Origin of the sequence: Magnetospirillum sp. ME-1, from assembly GCF_002105535.1 — a bacterium.
In the GTDB taxonomy this organism is placed as follows: Bacteria; Pseudomonadota; Alphaproteobacteria; order Rhodospirillales; family Magnetospirillaceae; genus Phaeospirillum.
Window position 1 is genome coordinate 1,441,336 of record NZ_CP015848.1, and the last position, 18,440, is coordinate 1,459,775.

Consider the following 18,440-nt stretch of genomic DNA (forward strand, 5'->3'; position numbering starts at 1 on the left):
AGGAGGTTGGGGTATGGCGGCCAAGCGTATCGGAATTCTGACCAGCGGCGGGGACTGCGCCGGATTGAATGCGGCCTTGCGCGCCGTCGTTCATCGCGCCATCCGCAATTACGGCTGGCAGGTCTTCGGTATCCGGGACGGCAGCCTGGGACTGATGGACCGCCCGCTCAACTTCGTCGAATTCGACCTGAAATCGGTCAATGACGAGATGCTGCGCCTGGGCGGCACTATTCTGGGCACCATCAACAAGGGCGACCCCTTCGCCTATCCCATGCCCGACGGGACCAAGAAGGACCGTTCCCAGGACTTCGTCGACGGCTACAAGGAACTGGGCATCCAGGCGCTGGTGGTGATCGGCGGCGACGGTTCCATGCGCATCTTGAACCAGCTGTGCCGCCAGGGCGGCATTCCCATGGTCGGCATTCCCAAGACCATCGACAACGACGTGGCCTGCACCGACTACGCCATCGGCTTCGCCACCGCGCTCAACGTGGCGGGCGAGGCCATGGACCGTCTGGCCCCCACGGCGGCCAGCCATCATCGCGTGATGATCCTCGAGGTGATGGGCCGCGACGTCGGCCATATCGCCATCAATGCCGGTATCGCCGGCGGCGCCGACGTGGTGCTGATTCCCGAGATTCCCTACACCCTGGAAGGCATCGCCAGGAAGATCGCCGAGGTGCGCGAAGAGGGGCGCAACCATGCCCTGATGGTGGTGGCCGAGGGCTGCAAGACCGAGACGGGCCAGGCGGTGACCCAGTTGCAGAGCGGCGGCCAGGCCCGCTACGGCGGCATCGGCCAGTACCTGGCGGCCCGTCTCGCCGAGACGGTGGAGGCCGAGACCCGCGTCACCGTCCTGGGTCATGTGCAGCGCGGCGGCATGCCCGCCATGCGCGACCGCATCATCGCCTCGGCTTTCGGCGTCCATGCCGTCGACCTGATCGCCCAGGGCAAGCTGGGCCGCATGGTGGCCTGGCAGCACGGCCAGGTGGTCGATGTGCCCATCACCGACGTGGCCGGCATCACCCGGGCCATCGATCCCTACGGCACCCTGGCCCAGACGGCGCGCGGCCTGGGCATCTATATCGGCGAGATGTAGGGAGCTACTCCCCCCAGCGCCGGATGGTGCCGCAATCAAGCCCGAACAGGTCGAGCATGCGGCCCACGCTGTGCTCGACCATGTCGTCCAGGCTTTGGGGCTTGGCGTAGAAGGCCGGGACGGGGGGGGCGATCACCGCGCCCATTTCGGAAAGCTGCAGCATGGAGCGCAGGTGGCCGGTGTGCAGCGGCGTCTCGCGCACCATCAGGACGAGGCGGCGGCGCTCCTTCAGCGCCACGTCGGCGGCCCGGGTCAGCAGCGAGGTGGTCACCCCGGCGGCGATCTCGCTCATGGAGCGGATGGAGCAGGGCGCCACGATCATGCCGAGCGAACGGAACGAGCCCGAGGCCGGGGCGCCCGCGATGTCCTCGGCCTTGTACCACCTGCTCGCCAGGGCGCGCACCTGGGCCACCTTCAGCCCGCTTTCGTGGGACAAGGTCACCTCGGCGGCCCGGCTCATGACCAGATGGGACTCGACCCCGAGGCGCCCCAGCATCTCGAGGGTGCGGATGCCGTAGACCACGCCCGAGGCTCCACTAATTCCTACGATCAGGCGGGGCGGGGGGGCGTTCAAGGCGGTTAATCCTCGTGGAGGTATGAGGTTGGAGTAAGAACCTTAGTCCAGGAGGATGGGCAGGGCAATTTCCCTGCTGACAATTCCGTGACAGGAGGAATAAGATTCCAAGGTCACCCACCCCATAGGGAGGACCGTAATGAGCCTTCATGACCGTGTCGAGTCCTTGAAAGCCAAGCATGCCGCTCTGGAAAACGCCATCGAGTCGGAAACCAGACGCCCGCTGCCGGACAATACCCAGATCCATGATCTCAAACGCAAGAAACTGCTGATCAAGGACGAGCTGAGCCGAATCGGCTCCGGACCTCACTAAAGGAAGGCGATCGAGGGGCCGGGTTTTCCCGGCCCCTTATTTCATTCGGCCGCCTGTTGCCGAATTCACAAATTGCAGCATTCGCAGCCGCGGGGCGGAAAAAGGCGAACCTTGCGAATGGGTGAGGATCGCTCGATAACCTGTTGTGAAAAAATGTGAAAACATTGTTTGCGCGGGCCTTGCCAAAATGGTTTAGCGCCCCTGCAATGCACCTTTGCAAAATTAGCCTGATTACGGCATTCTCCCGCTCAGACGGAGGGGCGAAAAGCCCCCCATGGGAGTGGCAAAGCAGAGGACCTGTCCGACATGACGAACGCATACCAGCAAGCCTATGACAAGTCGCTGAAGGACCCGGAGGGGTTCTGGGGGGAAGCGGCCAAGGACATTCATTGGTACAAGACCTGGGACAAGGTCCTGGACGATTCCAACAAGCCGTTCTATCGCTGGTTCGTCGGTGCCGAGACCAACACCTGCTACAACGCCGTGGACCGCCATGTGGAGCAGGGCCGGGGCGAGCAGACCGCCATCATCTATGACAGCCCGGTCACCCAGACCAAGCGCAAGATCTCCTACGCCGAGTTGAAGGACCAGGTGTCGCGTCTGGCCGGCGCCATGGCCGCGCTGGGCGTCACCAAGGGCGACCGCGTGCTGCTCTACATGCCCATGATCCCCGAGGCGGTGGTCGGCATGCTGGCCGTGGCCCGTCTGGGCGCCATCCACTCGGTGGTGTTCGGCGGCTTCGCCCCCACCGAGCTGGCCACCCGCATCAACGATGCCAAGCCCAAGGTGATCCTGTCGGCGTCCTGCGGCATCGAGGGCTCGAAGGTGCTGCCCTACAAGCCCATGCTGGACGAGGCCATCGCCATCTCCGAGCACAAGCCGTCCAACACCATCATGTTCCAGCGTCCCCAGGCGGCCGCCGTGATGGACAAGGCCGGCGACCTCGACTGGGTCGAGGTCTGCGCCAAGGCCAAGCCCGCCGATTGCGTGCCGGTGAAGGCCACCGACCCGCTGTACATCCTCTACACCTCGGGCACCACCGGCCAGCCCAAGGGCGTGGTCCGCGACAACGGCGGCCACATGGTCGCCCTGATGTGGTCCATGAAGTACGTCTACAACATCAAGCCGGGCGAGGTGTTCTGGTCGGCCTCCGACGTGGGTTGGGTGGTCGGTCACTCCTACATCTGCTACGGCCCGCTGTTGAACGGCTCGACCACCGTGGTCTACGAGGGCAAGCCGGTCGGCACCCCCGACGCCGGCGCCTTCTGGCGCATGATCGCCGAGTACAAGATGGCCTCGCTGTTCACCGCGCCCACCGCCTTCCGCGCCATCAAGCGCGAAGACCCCAACGGCGAGCTGATCAAGAAGTACGACCTCAGCAGCTTCCGCGCCCTGTTCCTGGCCGGCGAGCGCTCGGACCCCGACACCATCAACTGGGCCCGCGACAACCTGAAGGTCCCGGTGGTCGATCACTGGTGGCAGACCGAAACCGGCTGGGCCATCGCCGCCAACTGCTTAGGGTTGCATGAATTCCCCATCAAGCCCGGCTCGCCCACCAAGCCCGTCCCCGGCTGGGGCCTGGAAGTGCTCGACGAAGGCCATCAGCCCTGCGAGGCCGGCAAGGTCGGCTCGCTGGTGGTCCGCCTGCCGCTGCCCCCCGGCGCCCTGCTCACCCTGTGGAACGCCGACCAGCGCTGCATCGACAGCTACTATTCGGAATTCCCCGGCTGCTACAAGACCGCCGACGCCGGCATGATCGATGAAGACGGCTACGCCTACGTCATGGCGCGCACCGACGACATCATCAACGTCGCCGGCCACCGCCTGTCCACCGGCGGCATGGAAGAAGTGCTGGCCAGCCACCCCGACGTGGCCGAATGCGCCGTCATCGGCGTCGCCGACCAGCTGAAGGGCCAGCTGCCGCTGGGCTTCATCTGCCTCAAGGCCGGCGTCACCAAGCCCCACGACCAGGTCATCGCCGAAGTCGTCAAGCTGGTGCGCGAGAAGATCGGCCCCGTCGCCGCCTTCAAGACCTGCACCGTCGTCAATCGCCTGCCCAAGACCCGCTCGGGCAAGATCCTGCGCGGCACCATGCAGAAGATCGCCGACAACCAGGACTTCAAGATGCCCGCCACCATCGACGATCCCGCCATTCTGGACGAGATCGGCGAATCGCTGGAAAGCGTCGGCTACGCCAAGGCCCGCAAGGAATCCGTGGAGTAAGCAGCTCTCTGTTACCCCCTCTCCCGCCTGCGGGAGAGGGCAGGGGTGAGGGCACGGCCCCCGGAGCAATCCGGGGGCCGTTGTCGTTGGGGAGGGGGAAAGGAAGGAAGGGCGAAGGGACTCGTCCCTTCGCGCATCCCTGGTCCTTTTCTATCCCCCCCAATCGTCATGCCCGGACTTGATCCGGGCATCCATGCCTGTCCGCCCAGACAGCCCCGCCCGTTTGCACGCTTGCGGAAGAGGGAAGCGCGGGGATGTGCTGGTTGAACACAGAAGCACAGAGAATAAGAACTGTCACCCTGAGCCCAGCGAAGCATCTTTCAGCCTGAAGCCGCCGCTGCCTGAAAGACCCTTCGCGACGCTCAGGGTGACAGCTTTCCCGGTTTTATTCCTCTGTGCCGTCTCTGTGTCTCTGCGTCTCTGTGGTTTATCCCCGGCAACCGCCCGGCCAACCCTCCGGCCCTCATCCCTCCTTGCCAAGCCCCCCGCCCTCGGCCAAGCTTACTCTTCAAGGGGGATGACATGGCCGACGAAGCACTCAAGAGGCGTCTTGAAGACGCCGCCGCCACCGGTAAATGGGCGACCTTTACTTCCGATGACGTGATTCCCGCCGCGTGGATCCGTGACTTTGCCCTCGCCGAAAATGGCCATCCCAGGGGGCTGAGAATCAAGGGCGCCACCATCCAGGGGCGTCTGGACTTCGAGGATTGCACCCTGCCGCGCCCCCTGTGGCTCAGTGCCTGCGCCATCGCCGATGGGATTGTTTTACTGCGGGCCAAGGCCGTGGTGCTGGGATTTTATGACTGTCCCCTGATCGGCGGGATCGAGGGTGGTGATTTCAAGGTCGATAATTCCCTCTTCCTTCGTGGCTCCACCATCAAGGGACGGGTCTTCCTGATCGGCGCCAAGATAGGCGGTGATCTTGATTGTGTTGGCGTCACTCTCGATGGTGGAAGAGGCGGCGCCTTCGAAGGCGAGCATCTAGAGATCAAGGATGGGATGTTCTTGCGCGACGGATTCTCAGCCAAGGGTGTTGTCAATCTCAGTCATGCCAGGATCGGGGTTTTGGTCGATGAGGCCGCTTGCTGGCCTGACTTGATCCTCAGTGGCATGACTTATGACAGCATCGGTCCTGAATCTCCCCAGACGGCGGAAGATCGCCTGCGATGGCTTGGTCGGCGGAAAAATACCGACAAATTCGATCCCCAGCCCTATGAGCACTTGGCCAAGGTGCTGAAGGCTACGGGCCATGATGGCGAGGCGCGCAAGATTCTCGTGGCAAAGGAGAATGAGCGGCTGCGCAAGGGGGAGATGGGGTGGCTCCACCGTCTGCTGTGGGCCATGTACGGGGCGATCAGCGGCTATGGCTATCGCCGATTCCGGCCTCTCATTTGGATGGCCGTGATTATCGCCCTCGGTGGAGGTGTGTTTCACTGGGCCAAAGGGGAGGGCGTGATGGTGCCCGCCAAGGAGCGGGTCTATATCTGGATGGCGGATAAGAAGGTTCATCAGCCGCCATCGCAATATCCCCGGCTCAATCCCCTGATTTATTCCGCCGACCTTTTCCTGCCATTCGTCGATTTGGCCCAGGACAGCTACTGGATGCCGTCCAGTGTCGGCAAATGGGGGCGTTGGGTAACGTTCTATATGTGGGGGCACATTGCCATGGGATGGATTGTATCCGCCCTATTCGTGGCCGGCGTCACCGGGCTGGTGAAGCGGGAGTAGGGGGGCTCGAACCGATGGGACCAAAGGGCCTCGGGCCCTTTGCGGGTGTGGGCGGCGCCCACGAGGGGCTTTTCAGCTGGCCCACACCGTCATTTCTTTTTCGTCGCCATTCTCGGCCAGCCAGTCGTCGATCTGGTGCAGGCGGAGGTCGCAGGCGGCGCGTTGGCGGCAATCGTCGCGGTGCAGGCAGTCGTGGGCGACGGAGGCGGTGCAGCGGACCAGATCCGGGTCGCAGTGGTGGCTGGCCCATTTGAGGGCCAAGTCCAGCCCCTGGAGGCAGGTGCAGTCGAGGGACCGTGCCATAGTTCGTCCTCTCACTCCGTCATGTTGAAACCATGATAACCCGGCGTCGGACGAATGTATCGCTTCGCGTGTTGCGCAAAAGGATAGGTTCGCCGAATTGGATGCATACCTTGGGCGTAGGGCAAAAAAATCCGCCCCGAACCTGTGGGCCGGGGCGGTGGAAGTTGCTTAGAGAGGGAGGCTGACCTCGGGGGAGGTCAACATCTGGAATAAGACTAACAAGCAGAGATTCGGCAGTCAAACGATTTTAATGTGCGGCGCGGTAATTCCGAGCGGATTAGTGGGTTTGCTGCGTCTCGTCCAGGGCCAGCACGCCCTTCAGCAGGTCTTCCACCGCCTGGCGCGACAGGTCGCGGGTGATGAAGACGATGCGGGTGCGGTGGTCGTCGTCGGGCCAGCCGGGCAGGGGGGCAGGGGGGTGGAAGACGTGCTGCACCCCGTGGATGGCCAGCGGGTCCTCGGATTCGCGGGCGTTGACGATGCCCTTGATGCGCAGCAGGTTCTCGCCCTTGGACGAGATCATCAGCTCCAGCGCGAAGCCGAGCGCCATCCACGACACCGGCTCGGTGGCGGTGAAGACGAAGGCCTGGATGTGGGCGTCGTGGCGGTTGGAATCGTGGTGGTGATGGTGGTCGTGATGGGCGTGCTGGTGGGCGCGGTAGGCTTCCTCGTTCAACCAACCGGCCACGTCGGGAATCTTGCTGCCGGCGTTGAACAGCCCCGCGTCGAGGATCTCGTTGGGCTCCAGTCTGCCCTGTACCGCCACGATGATGGGGGCGGCGGGGTTGAGGCGGCGCAGCCGGGCACGCAGCACCTCGACGGCGGTGGGGTCGGCGATGTCCGCCTTGGTCAGCACCAGCCGGTCGGCCACCGCCACCTGCTTTACCGCCTCGGCCTGGGCATCCAGGGTGCGGTCGCCGTTGACCGCGTCCACCGTGGCGACGATGCCGTCCAGCTTGTAGCGGCTGGAGATCAGTTGGTCGCTCATCAGGGTGTGGATGATGGGGGCGGGATCGGCCAGTCCGGTGGTTTCGATGATCATGCGGTTGAATTCCGGGATTTCGCCCCGCACCCGCTTGATGAACAGGTCGCGCATGCCTTCGACCAGATCGCCCCGCACCGTGCAGCACAGGCAGCCCGATTGCAGCAGCACCACGTCCTCGGCCACCTGGCGCACCAGAAGATGGTCGAGGCCCACCGAGCCGAACTCGTTGATCAGCACGGCGGTGTCGGCCAGGCCCGGCTGGGCCAGCAGGTGGTTCAAGAGGGTCGTCTTGCCGCTGCCGAGGAAGCCGGTCAGGACGGTGACGGGGATCAGGCTCATGCTTGCAACTCCGGTCCATGGGCTGTCGCCCATACCCGCTTGGGGCCTTGGCCCCAAACCCCTTTCGAATTAAATGGGGTCCGGGGCATTGGCCCCGGATGGGTTTGGGCGATAGCCCAACATCACTTCTTATAAAGCTCGTCGGGCGACACCTGCACCTTCGCCACCTCGGTCAGGCCCTCGGGGCGGGCGGCGGTGTAAAAGCAGGTCCGGCGTCCGGTGTGACAGGCGACGCCGTCCTGGTCCACCTTCAACAAGATGGTGTCGCCGTCGCAATCGATCAGGAAGTCCTTGAGCCGCTGCTGCTGGCCCGAGGTCTCGCCCTTGCGCCACAATCCGCCGCGCGAGCGCGAGAAATAGCAAACCCGGCCGGTCTCCAGCGTCTCGGCCACCGATTCGGCGTTCATCCAGGCCATCATCAGCACTTCGCCGGTGTCGAATTGCTGGGCGATGGCGGGCACCAGCCCATCGGCGTTGAACTTGAGCTTGGGCAGCACGGCGGCGGAATCGATAGCGGACATGACGGAAACCTCTCCAACGGGAGGCTAAGGGTTTAGCGGGCGGTAAGGCACTCGGCAAGGGAATCGGCCAGTCCCTTCATCTGCTGCACATAGGAATCGGGGCCGGCGGGCACAAGCAGGCCTTCCGGGTCCAGCCGCCCCATGCGCGCGCCCGCCGCCTCGGCCAGGGTGGTGGCGGTGGCCGAGGGGGCGCCGGGCTCGCCGAAGACGCAGGACGCCCCGCTGGCCTTCAGCCGGTCGCGCAGCTGGGCCATGCGCTTAGGCCCCGGCGGACGCTCGGGGTCGACGGTGATGGCCCCGGCCGGCGACATTCCGTAGCGTGCCTCGAAATACTGGTGGGCATCGTGGAACACCACATAGGGCCGCTTGGTCACCGGGGCCAGTCGGGCGGCGATCTCGGTATCCAGGGCGGAAAGCCGCCGCTTCAGGGCCTCGGCATTGGCGGCATAGCGCGATGCGTTGGCCGGATCGAGGGCGGCGAGGCGCTCGGCCACCGCCCCGGCCAGCAGCTGGGCGTTGCGCGGGTCGAGCCAGACATGGGGGTCGGTTTCGTCATGATGCTTGCCGTGATGGTCATGATCATGGCGCTCCCAGGCCCCGCCCTCGCGGGCGTCCAGCCGGATCAGGCCGGGCAGCGACAGCATGGCCAGCCCGTCCTTGCGCCGGGCCATGGGGCGTTCCAGCCAGGATTCCAGGGCGGGGCCGACCCAGACCACCAGCCTGGCCTTCTCGGCGGCGCGGGCGTCGGAGGGCTTCATGGCATAGCCGTGGGGCGACGCGCTGCCCGACACGATCAGGCTGGGTTCGCCCACGCCGGCCATTACCGAGGCCACCAGGGAATGCAGGGGCTTGATGCTGACCAGCACGGCCGGAGCCTCGGCCCGGGCCGGGGCGAACGGGACGGCAAGGCCGAACAGGAACAGGGCTGTCGCCAGGGTCTTCCGCATAAGGGCGCTCCGTGCCATGATGGAATAGATGGAATGTTATAATATAACACTTTGGCGGCGGCAAGGATGAGCTTTCCCGTACCCCAGCACGATCACGGCGCCTGTATCCGCGCCGCCATGGCGGCGGCCGAGGAGGAATGCCGGCGCCGGGGCGCCCGGCTGACCGACATCCGCCGCCGGGTGCTGGAACTGGTGTGGGGCAGCCACCGGCCGGTGGGGGCCTATGCCCTGCTCGATTCCCTGGCCAAGGAGGGATGGTCGGCGGCGCCGCCCACCGTTTACCGGGCGCTGGAATTCCTGCAGTCCCATGGGCTGGTCCACCGCATCGCCCTGCTCAACGCCTTTGTCGGCTGTATCCATCCGGGCCACGCCCATGCCGGACAGTTCCTGCTGTGCGGCGAATGCGGCATCGCGGTGGAGCTGGAGGACCGGGAGGTGGACGGCGCCATCGGCCGGGCGGCCGGGCGGCTGGGATTCACCGTGGCGCGCCAGACCATCGAGATCGAGGGGCTGTGCCCCGATTGCCGGGCCAAGGGGAAAGCGCCGTGACCCTGCTGCAGATGTCCGGGGTGCGCCTCACCCATGGCGGGCATGCGGTGCTCGACCGCGTGGACCTGTCCGTGGAGGCCGGGCGGATCATCACCGTGGTGGGGCCCAACGGAGCCGGCAAGTCGTCGCTGCTCAAGGTGGCGCTGGGATTGCTGCGCCCCGATGCGGGAAGCGTGGAACGCAGTGCCGCCGCCATCGGCTATGTGCCCCAGCGCCTGGACATCGGAAGGCTGCTGCCGCTGTCGGTGCGCCGCTTCCTGGCCATGGCCGTGCCGGGGCGCGTGGGCAACGGGACTCTCGAGGACATGCTGGACACGGTGGGGGCCGGACATGTGCTGGGGCGTCAGGTGGCCGACCTGTCGGGCGGCGAATTGCAGCGGGTGCTGCTGGCCCGCGCCCTGCTGCGCCGTCCCGATCTGCTGGTGCTGGACGAGCCGGTGGGCGGCGTCGACGTGGCCGGGCAGGCCGAGCTGTACGACCTGATCACCGCCCAGGCCCGCGATAGGGGCGTCGGCGTGCTGATGGTGTCCCACGATCTGCATGTGGTGATGGCCGCCACCGACCACGTGGTCTGCCTCAACCGCCATGTGTGCTGCGCCGGCCATCCCGAGGCGGTCAGCCGCCATCCCGAATATCTGGCGCTGTTCGGCCCCCGGGTGGCGGCCAGCCTGGCCATCTACACCCATGCCCACGACCATGGGCACGGCGCCGATGGTTCGGTGCTGCCGCTCGAAGGCGGAGGGCGGCCTCACGTTCACGGGCCGGGGTGCCGCCATGGATGACTTCCTGCTGCGCGCCCTGCTGGCCGGAGCGGCGGTGGCCCTGGTGGCCGGACCGCTGGGCTGTTTCGTCGTCTGGCGCCGCATGGCCTATTTCGGCGACGCGCTGGCCCATTCCGCCTTGCTCGGCATCGTGGCGGGATTGCTGCTGGGCGTGGCGCCCCTGGCCGGAGTGGCGGCGCTGTGCGTCATTGCCGCCCTGATCCTGGCGCGCGCCGAGGCCGACCGCGCCAGCGGCATCGATTCCCTGCTGGGCATCCTGGCCCACGGCTCGCTGGCGCTGGGGCTGGTGCTGCTGTCGCTGATGGAGCGGATCAGGGTCGATCTGATGGGCTGGCTGTTCGGCGACATCCTGGCGGTGAATGGAGACGACCTGGTCTGGCTGTGGGGCGGCGCGGCGGTGATCCTTTTGGTACTGGCCTCCCAGTGGCGCACCCTGGTGGCGGCGGCGGTGGATGAGGATCTGGCCGTGGTCGAGGGACACAAGGTCGCCCGCGCCCGCACCCTGCTGATGCTGCTGGTGGCGCTGGGTGTGGCGGCGGCCATGAAGGTGGTGGGCGTGATGCTGGTCAGCGCCATGCTGATCATCCCGGCCGCGACGGCCCGCCGGCTGGCCCGCACGCCGGAGCAGATGGCGGCCGGGGCCGTGGCCGTGGGGCTGGCCGCGGCTGGATTCGGGCTGGGCGGCAGCTGGCTGTGGGATACGCCGTCGGGGCCCAGCATCGTCAGCGTGGCGACGGCGCTTTTCCTGCTGTCGCGTGTGATTCCCAGGCAATAATCCAAGCGGATGGCCTTGCCCAATGCCAGCGGCGGTGCCATCATCAGCCCTCACTAGTGTTATTTGGGGGAGGCCGCGTCCCAGAAGGGACAGAAGGCCTTGAAAGATGAACGATTCCAAGCGTCGCGAAAAATTCGAATCCAAGGTCGCGGAACTGCTGGCGGTTACCGCGGGGCTGAAGGTGCCGCAGATTCTCATGCTGCGCCGGATGACGTCGTCCGACCCGGACACCCAGTCCTGGGCCAATGACCGCGAACTGGGCGTGGTGTTCGACACCATTCTGGACCGTGCCGTGGCGGCCATGGACGTCGAGGAGCTTGGCGCCGCCGCCGACCAGCATTTCGATGGATTGCTGCCCCCCGGACCCGACGACGCGCGGGACAAGGAACGCTGGCTGCTGTTCGACGTCACCAAGAAATATCTGGTCAATCGCGCCAAGGGGGCCGCCCCGGTCCCGGCCGCCCCCGAGCCGCCCCCGGCGGTGATCGAGGAGGAGGAGGAGGCGCCCATCGCCTTCGACAACTTCCGCCAGATGTTCGACGAGACCCTGGCCCGCTATGCCCGGCGCGCGCTGCAGGTGCTGGTGGTCAATCCCGCCGGTGCCGCCAGCCTGCGCCCGCATATTCCGCTGCCCTTCATCATCTCGCCCGGCTTCGCCAATTGCTACGAGACCCTGCTGCGCAAGTTCGTGCTGCCCGACATCCGCGCCACCAAGCGCATCAAGGAACTGTCGGAAAGCCGGACCTGGGATGCGACCGGCCCCAACCGGCTGATCGGCATCATCCAGCAGGGAGGGCAGGGCAACCCCATCCTCGACACCTGGGATTCCCGCTGGGCCGCCTACAAGTCGGAAGGCGTGGGTGCCAAGCACGCCAAGGCCAACGATCCCTGGGCGGTGTTCCATGACTGGTCCAAGGCGGGCGGTTTCCCGTCTCCCGACGAGGCCGATATTCCGCTGCTCCATTCGGTGATCCGCTGGGAGCCCGAGGCGCTGATGGAGGCCTGGCGCGAAGTGGCGCTGCTCTACCAGCAGGAGTTCCACCCCAAGGACCGCCACGACCAGGCCCGCGAGGGCGCGTTCCGTGACGCCATCGTCCGGGTGATCCGCGAGCTTCCCAAGTACGGCGGCGATCTCATCGCCATGAAGGCGTTCTTCGAGATGCCCAAATGCGACCGCATGTTCCTCAGGAAGCTGATGCAGACGGTGGGGGGAACCGAGACCGAGCGCCGCCGTGTGGCTCCCGGTCTGGTTCATTTCTACAACAACCTGCCTTTGTGACCGTTCCGCGCGCGGAAATTTTGGTCTTCATGCGATTGGTGTTATAACCAAGGCATGGGTTTGGGGTGGAGAGGCCGGGATGCCCGGTTCGGCGAATATTCATGACGACGCCAGGAAGCCATCCACATGGCTTCCCTTCGTCATGGCCGCTTTCGTGACATTCTGTTCGGGACTGGCGCTGGTGCAGCTCTATGCCCTGCAGGCTGAGCGCCGGCAAGAGGCCGCCCGGGCCGAACTGGTGTCGCAGCTCAGCGTGATCCGGGCCCGTCTGGAATACAATCTCACCGCTCCTCTGCTCATCACCCGGGGGCTGGTGGCGCAGATCGTCTTTCACGACGGCATGAGCGACGCCGATTTCGCCCGCGCCGCCTCGTTGGTCATGCAGGACTACGATTCCGTCCGCAATCTCACCATGTCGCGCGGCACGGTGATCACCTCGGTTTTCCCCCTGGCGCCCAATCGGGCGGTTCTGGGCGCGGATTACCGCGACCGGCCGGACCAGTGGCCGACGGTGGAGCGCGCCATCACCAGCCGCAAGCCGGTGGTGGCCGGGCCGGTGAACCTGATCCAGGGGGGAACGGCGCTGATCGGTCGGGTGCCTGTCTACCTGCCGGATCCCGGCGGCGGCGAGCCCAAGTTGTTCGGCCTGATCAGCGTGGTGATCGACATTCCCAGGGTCTTCGCCGCCTCCGGCGTCGATGCCGCGAGCCTGCCCCTGGATCTGGCGCTGCGCGGCCGCGACGGCCTGGGCAAGGCCGGCGCGATGATCTGGGGCGACGAGGCGATCTTTTCGCGCGCGCCGGTGGAAATGGAAGTGACCCTGCCCGACGGGACCTGGGCCATGGCGGCCACTCCCAGGGGCGGCTGGCCCAAGGATGGATGGTCCGGCGATGACGGCGAATTGCGGGTGACCCGCGGCATGGGCGTGCTGCTGTTCGCCCTGACCGCCCTGGTGTCGTTCGGCTGGTCGGTCTACGCCAGGCGCCAGCGCCGCGCCCAGCGGTTCATGGCCGAAAGCGAGGAACGCTACCGTGCCCTGATGGAAACCGCTCCCGTGGCGGTGATCGTTCACCGCGATGGCCGCATCCTGTTCGCCAACACCCAGGCGTCGCGCATGTTGCGGGTTGCCGAAGGCCAGGTCCTGGATGGCCGGGATGTCTTCGACTTCGTGCACTCCGACAGCCGTGGCGCCTTCGCCCAACGGGTGGATGCGGTGCTGGCCGAGCCCGAGTCCGTATCCAGCGGTTCGACCCGCTATCTTACCGCCGAGGGGGACGTCATCGAAACCGAGGTGGTTTCCACCCGGGTCAGCCTGGACGAACAGCCGGCGGTGCTGTCGGTGGTCCGCGATGTGACCGACCGTCTCAGGGCCGAAGCCGAGCGCGAAAGTCTGCTGGAAAGCCTGCAGCGATCCAACGAGGACCTGCAGCAATTCGCCTATATCGCCAGCCATGATCTGCAGGAACCGCTGCGCAACGTGGCCGGTTATGTCCAGCTTCTGGGGCGGCGCTATCGCGGCCGCCTGGACAAGGACGCCGACGAGTTCATCGCCTTCGCGGTCCAGGGCACCAAGCGCATGCAGGAGATGATCGCCAATCTTCTGGACTATTCCAGGCTGCGCCATGACGGCGGTGAATCCGAACCCGTCGACAGCCGGATTCCCCTCGACGAAGCCCTGGCCGATCTCGGTGCCGCCATGGACGAGTCGGGGGCCGTGGTCGAAGTGATCGGCACCATGCCCATGGTCGCGGCCCGGCGGGTGGAACTGGCCCGCATCTTCCTCAATCTGGTGAGCAACGCCATCAAGTACCGCCGCAGCGACGTGGTGGCGCGCATCCGTATCTCGGCCCGGCGGGACGGGCTGAACTGGGTGTTCTCCGTCGCCGACAACGGCATCGGCATGGAGCCGGGCTCGCTGGACCACATATTCACCCTGTTCCAGCGCCTGCACTCGCGCGAGACCTATGACGGCACCGGAATCGGCCTGGCCATCTGCCGCAAGCTGGTGCAGCACAACGGCGGGCGCATCTGGGTGGAATCGGAACCCGGCAAGGGCTCGACCTTCCATTTCAGCCTGCTGGCGGCCGACTGACCCTACGACCGGGCGGGGGCGAGGCGGAAGCCGGCCAGCGACGGGGTCTTGGACAGCGTGTCCAGCAGTTCCAGGGGGGCGGGGGCGCGCTCGGCCAGCAGCGACATCTGGTACTGGAACAACTCGCCGCCATCTTCCAGCTGGAAGCTCCAGTCGCGGGCCACGAAGCCGTGGCGCGACAGCATGGCGTGAATCTCCTCGGCCGGCGGCGTCTGGTTGTGCTGGTAGGTCAGCGTCAGGTGCAGCGCCGTCTGGTGGGGCAGGGCGTTCTCGATGCGCCGGGCGGCGGTCATCACCGCCACGGTGCAGAACGCCCCGAACAGCGCCGCCCCATAGAAGCCGACGCCGATCAGCACGCCGAGCGCCGCCGTCACCCAGATGGAGGCGGCTGTGGACAGGCCGCGGATGCTGAAGCCTTCCTTCATGATCACGCCGGCGCCCAGAAAGCCGATGCCCGTCATGATGCCCTGGATGGTGCGGGTCGGGTCGGCGATGCCCGGCGTGTCGGACAGGCCGGCGTACCACATGGCGGGATAGCCGTTGACCACGGTCAGCGCCGTCGAGGCCATGCAGACCAGGGCATAGGTGCGCAAGCCCGCCGCCCGTCCGTGATAGGAACGCTCGTAGCCGATCATCAGGCCGGTGGCCATGGCGCCCAGCATGTGCAGCAGGATCAGGCCGTTGGTGGCCAGTTCCTTGCCGGACCAATAGGCCTGAAGCGTTTCCATGCCTTAGCTGGCGTTGTCGTTGAACGACGCCGCTTCGTAGATCTCGGCGGGCGCCATGGATGGGATGGCCGTGTCCACGGGGGACTGGAACGACACCGGCTCGTTGACGGTGCTGACCACGGTCTCGACCCCCTGTGCCGCCGGGGGGGCGGGCGGCGGCGGGGCCAGGCGGGCCGCCGGAGCAGTGATGTCCGGCGCGGGCGGTGCCGGCTCGGCTTCGACCGGCGGCAGCGGCGCGGCGGGCGGCGGCGGCGCTTCGGTCGCGGCAGGGGTGGGGGCCGGGGCCGGGGCCGGAGCCGGAGCCGGGGCAGGAGCTGCCGCGGGAGCGGCGGCCGGAACCGGAACCGGAGCCGGAGCCGGGGTGGGGGCGGGCGGCGCGGCGCGTGTCTCGCTTTGGCCTGACGGGGCGGGAGCGGGGGCCTCCGGCTCCTCCGCCCCTTCGTCAAGCTCCATTCCGCCGCCCAGGGACTTGTAGAGCCCGATGGCGGCCTCCAGGCGGCCGAAACGGGCCTGGACCTTGGAATCCTCGGCCTGGAAGCGGGTGCGCTGGGTTTCCAGCACGTTGAGGTAATCGACCATGCCCAGGCGGAAGGCTTCGGAGCTGAGGCCGTAGGCGTCGAGCGAGGCCTGCAGCACCTCCTGCTGCGCCACTTCCAGGTCGCCCTGCAGGCGCACGGCCATCAGCGCGTCTTCCACGTCACGCAGGCTGACCAGGATGGTCTGCTGGTAGGTCTCGATCAGTTCGACGTACTTGGCCTCGCTGTATTCGATGTCCGAGCGGGACTTGCCGTTGTCGAACACGGTGGCGGCCATGGTGGCGGCCAGGGTGAAGAAGATGCTCTTCGGATTGGTGATGGTATCGAAATATTGGGCGGCCCAGCCGCGGTCGCCGGAAACGGACAGGGTGGGGAACAGCTTGGCGCGGGCCACGCCGATATTGGCGTTGGCGGCGATCATGTTGGCCTCGGCCTTGCGGATGTCCGGGCGGCGCAGCAGCAGGTCCGACGGCAGGCCCGCCGAAACCTCGGGAACCCGCAGGTCGCGCAAGGTGCGGCCGTTCAGCGCCAGGGTCTGGGGCGGACGTCCCAGCAGCACGGCCAGCTTGTTGAAGGCCCGTTCGCGCTGGAGGATGATGGGCGGAATGGTGGCCTCGGCCTGGGCCAGCACGTTGCGCTGCTGCGCCAGTTCCAGATTGGAGCTCTCGCCCAGGCGGACGCGTTCGGACACCGCCTGGTACATGGCCTTCATGTTGGCGATGTTGCTGCGGGCCACCGTCTCGCGGTCCATGCCTTCCAGGTACTGGATGTAGCTCAGCACCACGTCGGAGATCATGGAAAGCCCGACCGCCTCGCGGTCATGGACGTTGGCGAAGGCGGTGGCCAGCGCGGATGCCTCCGACGCCCGGATCTTGCCCCACAGATCCACTTCCCAGCTGGCGGAGACATAAGCGGAGCTGAGGCGGTGGGTGCGGTTGGTGGGGGCGTTTGGATCGGCGCCCTGGCCGCCCTGGGGCGAATCGACGGAGCGCTTGCCCGACGCGGTGATGGTGGGAAGCAATGACGAGGCGGTCGAGCCGGCCGTGGCATCGGCCTGCCGGATGCGGGCGGCGGCGGCCTTGAGGTCGTGGTTGTTGGCCAGCGCCTCTTCCACCAGCTTGTCCAATTCCTCGGAACCGAAGATCTTCCACCACTGGGACAGCGGCTTGGGCATTTCCGGCGACGGTTCGGGCAGCGGATTGCGGTAGCTGGCGGGGATGTCCTGCTTCGGACGCTCGTATTTCGGCGTGACGTTGCAGGCGGTGCTGCTCACCGTCAAGGCGACGATCATCGCCCATCGCGCCGCGCGGGCGGACAATCCCAGTCTTTCCCTATTGCCCATTGGTTCCCCTGGTCCTGTACAGGCTCAGTAAGTATCACGATTGCCGCCACCCCGGAAGACCCGTCCGACCAATGGGCTGGGCGGGTAGTCTTTCAGTCGAGGGCATCCCTCCCCACATGAGGGGGCGGGGCTCGGTCTTCCGACCGGCAAGCCTCACGCGTCAATGCTGCATTGCAGCAATCGGCTCGCAATTAACCAAATTACAGTTAACGATAAGTAGCGCGTTACGAAACAACGGTTTTTTCGGCAAATGTCCCTTGCAAAATAGGGAAGCTTCATTTACCTATCTCCCCATTGAACGATTCAGGCTCCGGGAGGAACCATGGCCACCAAGAAGAAGGAACGGGGGGCGGCCGAACCCACCCCTCAGGAACTCATCCGCTATTACCGCGAGATGCTGCTGATTCGCCGGTTCGAGGAAAAGGCGGGCCAGCTCTACGGCATGGGACTGATCAACGGCTTCTGCCACCTCTATATCGGCCAGGAGGCCGTGGTGGTCGGCATGCAGGCCGTGGCCGGGGCGACGGATTCCTGCATCACCTCCTACCGTGATCACGGACACATGCTGGTCTGCGGCATGGACCCCAAGGGGGTGATGGCCGAGCTGACGGGGCGCGCCGGCGGCTATTCCCGCGGCAAGGGCGGCTCCATGCACATGTTCAGTCGCGAAAAGCGCTTCTATGGCGGCCACGGCATCGTCGGCGCCCAGGTGCCGCTGGGCACCGGGCTGGGCTTCGCCCACAAGTATTCCAAGGACAATGGCGTGGCCCACGTCTATTGCGGCGACGGCGCCGTCAACCAGGGTCAGGTTTACGAGGCCTTCAACATGGCGGCGCTGTGGAAGCTGCCGGTTGTCTTCGTCATCGAGAACAACAAGTACGCCATGGGTACCTCGACGGTGCGCCACGCCGCCGGCCAGGAGCTGTACATGCGCGGCGCCGCCTATGGCATTCCCGGCGAGCCGGTGAACGGCATGAGCGTCATCGCCGTGCGCGACGCCGCCGCCCGGGCGCTGGAGCATGCCCGTTCGGGCCAGGGCCCCTACATCCTGGAAATGAACACCTACCGCTATCGCGGCCACTCCATGTCCGACCCGGCCAAGTACCGGAGCAAGGAGGAAGTGACCAAGATGCGCGAACAGCACGATCCCATCGACCAGCTGAAGGAAAAGCTGCTGGCCGACGGTTTGATCGACGAGGCCGGTCTCAAGGAGATCGACCGCGAGGTCAAGGTGATCGTCACCGAAGCCGCCGAGTTCTCGCAGTCCAGTCCCGAGCCGGATCCGTCCGAGCTGTGGACCGACGTGCTGATCGAAGCTTAGGCGA

General features: G+C 66.1%; 17 protein-coding genes. 10 read left to right on the forward strand and 7 right to left on the reverse strand.

Annotated elements, in window-relative coordinates; genetic code table 11:
* Nucleotides 1-13: 13 nt before the first annotated feature.
* The gene (locus WV31_RS06680; protein WP_085372828.1) at nucleotides 14-1,099 is read left to right on the forward strand and encodes an ATP-dependent 6-phosphofructokinase; all 1,086 of its coding nucleotides are present in this window, start codon (nucleotides 14-16) and stop codon (nucleotides 1,097-1,099) included.
* Between the two features lie 4 nt (nucleotides 1,100-1,103).
* Here the strand turns inward: WV31_RS06680 and WV31_RS06685 are convergent, their stop codons facing one another.
* The gene (locus tag WV31_RS06685; RefSeq protein ID WP_085372829.1) at nucleotides 1,104-1,673 is read right to left on the reverse strand and encodes a UbiX family flavin prenyltransferase; all 570 of its coding nucleotides are present in this window, start codon (nucleotides 1,671-1,673) and stop codon (nucleotides 1,104-1,106) included.
* A gap of 139 nt (nucleotides 1,674-1,812) precedes the next feature.
* On the opposite strand from WV31_RS06685, the gene WV31_RS06690 reads away from it, so the two are divergent.
* The 3 genes from WV31_RS06690 (at nucleotide 1,813) to WV31_RS06700 (ending at nucleotide 5,937) form a co-directional block, all read left to right on the forward strand.
* A complete protein-coding gene (locus tag WV31_RS06690; RefSeq protein ID WP_082700549.1) occupies nucleotides 1,813-1,986 on the forward strand; it encodes a YdcH family protein in 174 nt (57 codons plus the stop codon).
* Between the two features lie 306 nt (nucleotides 1,987-2,292).
* Nucleotides 2,293-4,209 (forward strand): propionyl-CoA synthetase, encoded by a 1,917-nt coding sequence (locus tag WV31_RS06695; protein ID WP_085372830.1) that lies wholly within the window; start codon nucleotides 2,293-2,295, stop codon nucleotides 4,207-4,209.
* A gap of 522 nt (nucleotides 4,210-4,731) precedes the next feature.
* On the forward strand, nucleotides 4,732-5,937 hold the full coding sequence (locus tag WV31_RS06700; RefSeq protein ID WP_085372831.1) for a hypothetical protein: 1,206 nt from the start codon (nucleotides 4,732-4,734) through the stop codon (nucleotides 5,935-5,937).
* A gap of 72 nt (nucleotides 5,938-6,009) precedes the next feature.
* Here WV31_RS06700 and WV31_RS06705 read toward each other — a convergent pair whose 3' ends face one another.
* From WV31_RS06705 to WV31_RS06720, 4 genes are all read right to left on the reverse strand, one after another.
* Complete coding sequence (locus WV31_RS06705) at nucleotides 6,010-6,240, reverse strand: hypothetical protein (RefSeq protein ID WP_085372832.1); 231 nt, start codon at nucleotides 6,238-6,240, stop codon at nucleotides 6,010-6,012.
* A gap of 277 nt (nucleotides 6,241-6,517) precedes the next feature.
* Nucleotides 6,518-7,564, reverse strand: a complete 1,047-nt coding sequence (locus WV31_RS06710) for a CobW family GTP-binding protein (protein WP_085372833.1) — start codon at nucleotides 7,562-7,564, stop codon at nucleotides 6,518-6,520.
* A 122-nt stretch (nucleotides 7,565-7,686) separates the two neighbouring features.
* Entirely contained in the window at nucleotides 7,687-8,085 is a 399-nt protein-coding gene (gene hisI, locus WV31_RS06715) for a phosphoribosyl-AMP cyclohydrolase (RefSeq protein ID WP_085372834.1), read from the reverse strand.
* 32 nt (nucleotides 8,086-8,117) lie between these two features.
* Nucleotides 8,118-9,032 carry a zinc ABC transporter substrate-binding protein gene (locus tag WV31_RS06720; protein WP_085372835.1) on the reverse strand — a complete coding sequence of 305 codons (915 nt, stop codon included), beginning with the start codon at nucleotides 9,030-9,032 and terminating at the stop codon, nucleotides 8,118-8,120.
* 66 nt (nucleotides 9,033-9,098) lie between these two features.
* On the opposite strand from WV31_RS06720, the gene WV31_RS06725 reads away from it, so the two are divergent.
* The 5 genes from WV31_RS06725 to WV31_RS06745 all read left to right on the forward strand — a co-directional run bounded on the left by WV31_RS06725 (nucleotide 9,099) and on the right by WV31_RS06745 (nucleotide 14,509).
* Entirely contained in the window at nucleotides 9,099-9,581 is a 483-nt protein-coding gene (locus WV31_RS06725) for a Fur family transcriptional regulator (RefSeq protein ID WP_085372836.1), read from the forward strand.
* Nucleotides 9,578-10,363 carry an ATP-binding cassette domain-containing protein gene (locus WV31_RS06730; protein WP_237051524.1) on the forward strand — a complete coding sequence of 262 codons (786 nt, stop codon included), beginning with the start codon at nucleotides 9,578-9,580 and terminating at the stop codon, nucleotides 10,361-10,363. Before WV31_RS06725 ends, WV31_RS06730 begins: the two co-directional genes overlap by 4 nt.
* The gene (locus WV31_RS06735) at nucleotides 10,356-11,138 is read left to right on the forward strand and encodes a metal ABC transporter permease (protein ID WP_085372837.1); all 783 of its coding nucleotides are present in this window, start codon (nucleotides 10,356-10,358) and stop codon (nucleotides 11,136-11,138) included. Before WV31_RS06730 ends, WV31_RS06735 begins: the two co-directional genes overlap by 8 nt.
* Nucleotides 11,139-11,244: 106 nt before the next feature.
* Nucleotides 11,245-12,417, forward strand: coding sequence for a hypothetical protein (locus WV31_RS06740; protein WP_085372838.1), 1,173 nt, complete (start codon nucleotides 11,245-11,247; stop codon nucleotides 12,415-12,417).
* Between the two features lie 154 nt (nucleotides 12,418-12,571).
* A complete protein-coding gene (locus WV31_RS06745; RefSeq protein WP_237051525.1) occupies nucleotides 12,572-14,509 on the forward strand; it encodes an ATP-binding protein in 1,938 nt (645 codons plus the stop codon).
* Between the two features lie 2 nt (nucleotides 14,510-14,511).
* Here the strand turns inward: WV31_RS06745 and WV31_RS06750 are convergent, their stop codons facing one another.
* Both WV31_RS06750 and WV31_RS06755 read right to left on the reverse strand, forming a co-directional pair.
* The gene (locus WV31_RS06750; RefSeq protein ID WP_085372840.1) at nucleotides 14,512-15,237 is read right to left on the reverse strand and encodes an MgtC/SapB family protein; all 726 of its coding nucleotides are present in this window, start codon (nucleotides 15,235-15,237) and stop codon (nucleotides 14,512-14,514) included.
* A gap of 3 nt (nucleotides 15,238-15,240) precedes the next feature.
* Complete coding sequence (locus tag WV31_RS06755) at nucleotides 15,241-17,091, reverse strand: efflux transporter outer membrane subunit (RefSeq protein ID WP_168185866.1); 1,851 nt, start codon at nucleotides 17,089-17,091, stop codon at nucleotides 15,241-15,243.
* A 346-nt stretch (nucleotides 17,092-17,437) separates the two neighbouring features.
* On the opposite strand from WV31_RS06755, the gene pdhA reads away from it, so the two are divergent.
* The gene (pdhA, locus tag WV31_RS06760; protein ID WP_085372842.1) at nucleotides 17,438-18,436 is read left to right on the forward strand and encodes a pyruvate dehydrogenase (acetyl-transferring) E1 component subunit alpha; all 999 of its coding nucleotides are present in this window, start codon (nucleotides 17,438-17,440) and stop codon (nucleotides 18,434-18,436) included.
* Nucleotides 18,437-18,440 lie beyond the last annotated feature (4 nt).